The sequence below is a fragment of the Pseudomonas mangrovi genome (genome assembly GCF_003052585.1).
Classification (GTDB): domain Bacteria; phylum Pseudomonadota; class Gammaproteobacteria; order Pseudomonadales; family Pseudomonadaceae; genus Aquipseudomonas; species Aquipseudomonas mangrovi.
This window is the reverse complement of record NZ_QASN01000004.1, coordinates 1-5,000: the sequence shown is the minus strand read 5'-3', so window position 1 is coordinate 5,000 and position 5,000 is coordinate 1. Positions and strand designations below refer to the sequence as shown.

Here is a 5,000-nt window from a genome sequence, read left to right as displayed (position 1 = left end):
ATAAAGGCAAAAGCGCGCTTGACTGCGAGACAAACACGTCGAGCAGGTACGAAAGTAGGTCTTAGTGATCCGGTGGTTCTGTATGGAAGGGCCATCGCTCAACGGATAAAAGGTACTCCGGGGATAACAGGCTGATACCGCCCAAGAGTTCATATCGACGGCGGTGTTTGGCACCTCGATGTCGGCTCATCACATCCTGGGGCTGAAGCCGGTCCCAAGGGTATGGCTGTTCGCCATTTAAAGTGGTACGCGAGCTGGGTTTAGAACGTCGTGAGACAGTTCGGTCCCTATCTGCCGTGGACGTTTGAGATTTGAGAGGGGCTGCTCCTAGTACGAGAGGACCGGAGTGGACGAACCTCTGGTGTTCCGGTTGTCACGCCAGTGGCATTGCCGGGTAGCTATGTTCGGAAAAGATAACCGCTGAAAGCATCTAAGCGGGAAACTTGCCTCAAGATGAGATCTCACTGGAGCCTTGAGCTCCCTGAAGGGCCGTCGAAGACTACGACGTTGATAGGTGGGGTGTGTAAGCGCTGTGAGGCGTTGAGCTAACCCATACTAATTGCCCGTGAGGCTTGACCATATAACACCCAAACAATTTGCGTGTTAGACGGTTGAAGTCGACAAACCGAAAATTTGCAACGAACCACAAATTACTCATATCACATACCCATTCGGGAAGACGCCTCACCGCGGCTTCCCAACCCAATCGCTTGACGACCATAGAGAATTGGAACCACCTGATCCCTTCCCGAACTCAGTAGTGAAACGATTCATCGCCGATGGTAGTGTGGGGTTTCCCCATGTGAGAGTAGGTCATCGTCAAGCACCTATACCAAAACCCCGGTTATCGACAGATAACCGGGGTTTTACTTTGCGCGGGAAAAATACTCAAATCATCCTGCGAGGCTGGTAGCGGTGCGGCCGTCAACCTATCATGCCCGCCAGTTCAAATGAGGCTGCTGATGAGAGCATTGCTGCGAGTTCTTGGTGATGGAGCCTTTCACTCGGGAGAAGAGTTAGGGGCGCTCCTCGGGGTAACGCGAAGTGCTGTCTGGAAACGGCTCCAGCGTTTGGAGGCGGATCTTGGCCTGTGCATTCATGCCGTGAGAGGCAAGGGTTATCGCTTGGCTGAGCCTCTTATGCTGCTGGAGGATGCAGCCTATTTCTCCGCGCGACTGACTTGGCCTGTCAGGGTGCTTGATTCGGTCGACTCTACCAATCTCGAAGCTCTCAGGTATATGACTTCTGCTGCCCAGATATCGCCGATCTGCATTGTTGCGGAGCAGCAGACCGCTGGTCGTGGGCGCAGAGGACGACCCTGGGTAAGTCCGTATGCCGAAAATCTCTACCTTAGTGTGGTGGTGCCAGTGGAGGGAGGGGCCAGGCAGCTGGATGGCTTGTCTCTTACGGTAGGGCTCGCCGTGTATCGCGCGCTACGAATATATGATTTACCTGGTTTGGGGTTGAAGTGGCCCAACGATCTCTTGGTTGCGGGTCGAAAGATTGCGGGAATCCTGCTTGAGTTGCACGGAGATCCGGCTGACAAGTGCGGCGTGGTTATTGGTATCGGTATCAACGTGAATATGCTGAGGGCTCCAGAGGTTGATCAGGCCTGGACGTCTCTGCGGTTGATTCGAGGAGAGATGCTCTGTCGTAGCGAGTTGCTTTATCGGGTTTGCGAAAGTCTCCGTACCTGTCTCGCGCTACATGCGCAGGGTGGTTTCGCCGCTCTGCGTGGAGAGTGGCAGGCTGCACATCTTTGGCAGGGGCATGAGGTGGTTCTAACTAGCGGACAGCAGGTGATTGGCGGTCGGGTGCGGGGAGTGGATGAGGGGGGCGCCTTGCTGCTGGAGAGCGAGGGAGCCACTTGCGCCTATAGCGGTGGCGAACTGAGTTTGAGGCTTGCTGATGATTCTTGAGCTCGACTGTGGCAACAGTTTTATCAAGTGGCGCGTACTTGCGGGTCCCGATGAGGTTCTGGTGTCGGGTGTGGATGAGTCGCTTGGCGCTGCACTGGAGTCGATTGCAGGCCGGGGCTTGATTCTGACGGCCTGTCGTCTGGTGAGTGTTCGCAGTGATCTGGAAACACGAGCGCTGGAGCTGGAGCTGGCAGGGCAGCTACACGTCCCGGTCTTGATCGCTCGCTCGGCGGAATGTCTTGCCGGTGTAAGCAACGGTTATACCGAGCCGCTTCGCCTGGGTTTGGATCGATGGCTGGCGCTGGTCGCGGCATTCCACATGAGCCAAGCTGCCTGTCTGGTGCTGGACTTGGGTACTGCGGTGACTGCCGATTTTGTTTCGCAGGAAGGGCATCACCTGGGGGGGTTCATCTGTCCGGGGTTCGCGCTTATGAGAACTCAATTGAAAACCCACACCCGACGAATTCGTTACGAACAGGACGAGGTGGTTGGCGTTCTGCGTGAGCCGGGCAAGAACACCGCAGACGCGGTGGAGAGAGGGTGTATGCATATGATCAGGAGTTTTGCTGAAGGGCAGGTTCTGCTCGCCAGGGAGCTGTTGGGCCAGAATTTTCAGTTGTTCTTGACTGGCGGAGACGCGGGTTACATTGCGGATCAGTTCGATCAGGCGCGCGTGGTGCCGGATCTGGTTTTCAGGGGGTTGGCTCTGGCTTGCCCTGTCGGCAACGGGGATAGCTGAGTGCGCTGGCTGTTTCTGCTCCTTGTGGTTCTCAATGCCTTCTACTTCGTTTGGAATCGTCAGCAGGTGCCACTCCAGCCAAAGGAGGTGGCTCCGGTTGCGCTTTCGGGCGCGCGCCAGGATGTGCAGCTTCTGGGTGAGTCTACGGTTGCTCCGGATTCGCGTATCGCAAGTCCGGGGCGTGCCGCAGATATCTGCATGTTCCTTGGCAGTTTTCCTGATAGGGCTGGTGCCGGGGCATTGGAGCAACGCCTGCTGAGTCTCGATATCCAGTCAGATGTCCAGGTGTCCGAGGCCTCGGGTAGTGTCGATTTCTGGGTTTATCTCGCGCCGCTTGCGTCGCGCCAGGCATCGTTGCGGCAGTTGCGTGAGCTTCAGGCGCGCAGAATCGATAGCTACATCATTACTCAGGGCGAGCTGGCCAACGGAATCTCGCTGGGGATCTTTCCTCGACACGATTCGGCAGAAAGCGTGATGCAGCGTTTGCGCGCTGCAGGCTATGAGCCGCGCTTGCGAGAGCTTGCCCGAAGTGTGAGCAGCTACTGGGTGCGCATAGAGCCTTCCAGTCGGCGTCTGGTCGATGAAGGTTTGCTCCAGCGTCTGGCTGGTGATTTCCCTGGCTTGCAGCATCAGTTAATGCCCTGTCAGGGCGTTGCAACACCTGAGTAGTTTGCATAGAATGGCCGCCGCTTCGCAGGGTGGTCTTTACAGGCACCTCTGTCGGGCGTCGTCAGGTGCGGTAACCTCAAGTTTTTATTGAGAAATTGCTTGACAGTAGGGCGGCTTGAGATAAAAATGCCGCCTCGTTTTGGAGGGGTTCCCGAGCGGCCAAAGGGATCAGACTGTAAATCTGACGTCATCGACTTCGAAGGTTCGAATCCTTCCCCCTCCACCAGATTAAGCGCGAGCTACAGGCTCCGCGGGTATAGTTCAGTGGTAGAACCTCAGCCTTCCAAGCTGATGATGCGGGTTCGATTCCCGCTACCCGCTCCAGTTTGTTGTTGGCCAGTGTTTCGCTCATGTAGCTCAGTTGGTAGAGCACACCCTTGGTAAGGGTGAGGTCAGCGGTTCAAATCCGCTCATGAGCTCCAAACCCCAAAGGCAGATATGAAAATATCTGCCTTTGTTTTAATTGCGGCACTGATTCGATCAATTCCTGTTAGGGAGACGGTCTAGATGGCTAAGGAAAAGTTTGAGCGTAACAAACCGCACGTCAACGTCGGCACCATCGGTCACGTCGACCATGGCAAGACCACTCTGACTGCAGCTCTGACCCGCGTTTGCTCCGAGGTTTTCGGTAGTGCCAAGGTCGATTTCGACAAGATCGACTCGGCTCCGGAAGAGAAGGCTCGTGGTATCACCATCAACACCGCGCACGTCGAGTACGACTCGGCTGTTCGTCACTACGCTCACGTTGACTGCCCGGGCCACGCTGACTATGTGAAGAACATGATCACCGGTGCTGCGCAGATGGACGGCGCGATCCTGGTCTGCTCGGCTGCTGACGGCCCCATGCCGCAAACTCGCGAGCACATCCTGCTGTCCCGTCAGGTTGGCGTTCCGTACATCGTCGTGTTCTTGAACAAGGCTGACATGGTCGATGACGCCGAGCTGCTGGAACTGGTCGAGATGGAAGTTCGCGACCTGCTGTCCACCTACGATTTCCCGGGTGACGACACTCCGATCATCATCGGCTCTGCGCTGATGGCTCTGAACGGTGAAGATGCCAACGAAATGGGCACCACTGCGGTCAAGAAGCTGGTCGAGACTCTGGACAGCTACATTCCGGAGCCGGTTCGTGCCATCGACAAGCCGTTCCTGATGCCGATCGAAGACGTGTTCTCGATCTCCGGTCGCGGTACCGTTGTGACTGGTCGTGTCGAGCGCGGCATCGTCAAGATCCAGGAAGAAATCGAAATCGTTGGTCTGCGTGACACCACCAAGACCACCTGCACCGGCGTGGAAATGTTCCGCAAGCTGCTCGACGAAGGTCGTGCTGGCGAGAACTGCGGCGTGCTGCTGCGCGGCACCAAGCGTGATGACGTCGAGCGTGGCCAGGTTCTGGCCAAGCCGGGCACCATCAAGCCGCACACCAAGTTCGAAGCCGAAGTGTACGTTCTGTCCAAGGAAGAAGGTGGTCGTCACACCCCGTTCTTCAAGGGCTACCGTCCGCAGTTCTACTTCCGCACCACTGACGTGACCGGTTCGTGCGAGCTGCCGGAAGGCGTCGAGATGGTAATGCCGGGCGACAACATCAAGATGGTTGTCACCCTGATCAAGCCGATCGCCATGGAAGACGGCCTGCGCTTCGCCATTCGCGAAGGCGGTCGTACCGTCGGCGC

Annotated in this window: 4 protein-coding genes, 3 tRNA genes and 2 rRNA genes (1 of these 9 running past the window's edge); all 9 read left to right on the top strand. The window is 56.7% G+C overall.

Features of this window, described 5'->3' with window-relative positions; translation table 11 throughout:
- Positions 1 to 580 (top strand): 23S ribosomal RNA (locus DBO85_RS02825); it begins 2,312 nt to the left of the window's first position.
- A 129-nt stretch (positions 581 to 709) separates the two neighbouring features.
- Positions 710 to 825 (top strand): 5S ribosomal RNA (gene rrf, locus DBO85_RS02820).
- Between the two features lie 137 nt (positions 826 to 962).
- Complete coding sequence (gene birA / locus DBO85_RS02815; RefSeq protein WP_108105104.1) at positions 963 to 1,919, top strand: bifunctional biotin--[acetyl-CoA-carboxylase] ligase/biotin operon repressor BirA; 957 nt, start codon at positions 963 to 965, stop codon at positions 1,917 to 1,919.
- A complete protein-coding gene (locus tag DBO85_RS02810) occupies positions 1,909 to 2,658 on the top strand; it encodes a type III pantothenate kinase (protein WP_108105102.1) in 750 nt (249 codons plus the stop codon). Before birA ends, DBO85_RS02810 begins: the two co-directional genes overlap by 11 nt.
- The gene (locus DBO85_RS02805; protein WP_108105100.1) at positions 2,659 to 3,327 is read left to right on the top strand and encodes an SPOR domain-containing protein; all 669 of its coding nucleotides are present in this window, start codon (positions 2,659 to 2,661) and stop codon (positions 3,325 to 3,327) included.
- Between the two features lie 141 nt (positions 3,328 to 3,468).
- Positions 3,469 to 3,553, top strand: a tRNA-Tyr gene (locus tag DBO85_RS02800).
- 24 nt (positions 3,554 to 3,577) lie between these two features.
- Positions 3,578 to 3,651 (top strand) — tRNA-Gly (locus DBO85_RS02795).
- A 22-nt stretch (positions 3,652 to 3,673) separates the two neighbouring features.
- A tRNA-Thr gene (locus tag DBO85_RS02790) sits at positions 3,674 to 3,749 on the top strand.
- An 85-nt stretch (positions 3,750 to 3,834) separates the two neighbouring features.
- A partial coding sequence (gene tuf / locus DBO85_RS02785) for an elongation factor Tu (protein WP_108105098.1) occupies positions 3,835 to 5,000 on the top strand: 1,166 nt, incomplete at its 3' end.